We start from the raw sequence: 249 nt of genomic DNA on the forward strand, positions 1-249 counted from the left end.
CGCTACCCCGGCGCGGACGCCGACGCCGTCGCCGGTCTGTCGCTGGGCCTCGCCCCCGGGGAGACGGTGCTGCTGCGCGGCCCGTCCGGGGCCGGGAAGTCCACCCTGCTCGGCGTGCTGCTCGGCATGGTCGCCCCGACCGGCGGCACCGTCACCGTGCACGGCCGCGACGGCACCGGCGCCGACCTCGCGGACCTGGACCTCGACGCCTGGCGCCGCGGGGTGGCCTGGGTGCCGCAGCAGCCGCAC

At 79.9% G+C, this 249-nt stretch carries 1 protein-coding gene; it reads left to right on the forward strand.

Annotation, left to right across the window (positions count from 1 at the left end; all coding sequences use genetic code 11):
• Window positions 1-249: ATP-binding cassette domain-containing protein (locus GTW08_RS07840; protein WP_161151692.1), on the forward strand; the 249-nt coding region annotated here is incomplete at both ends.

The organism is Pseudonocardia sp. SID8383, assembly GCF_009864975.1.
GTDB lineage: Bacteria > Actinomycetota > Actinomycetes > Mycobacteriales > Pseudonocardiaceae > Pseudonocardia > Pseudonocardia alni.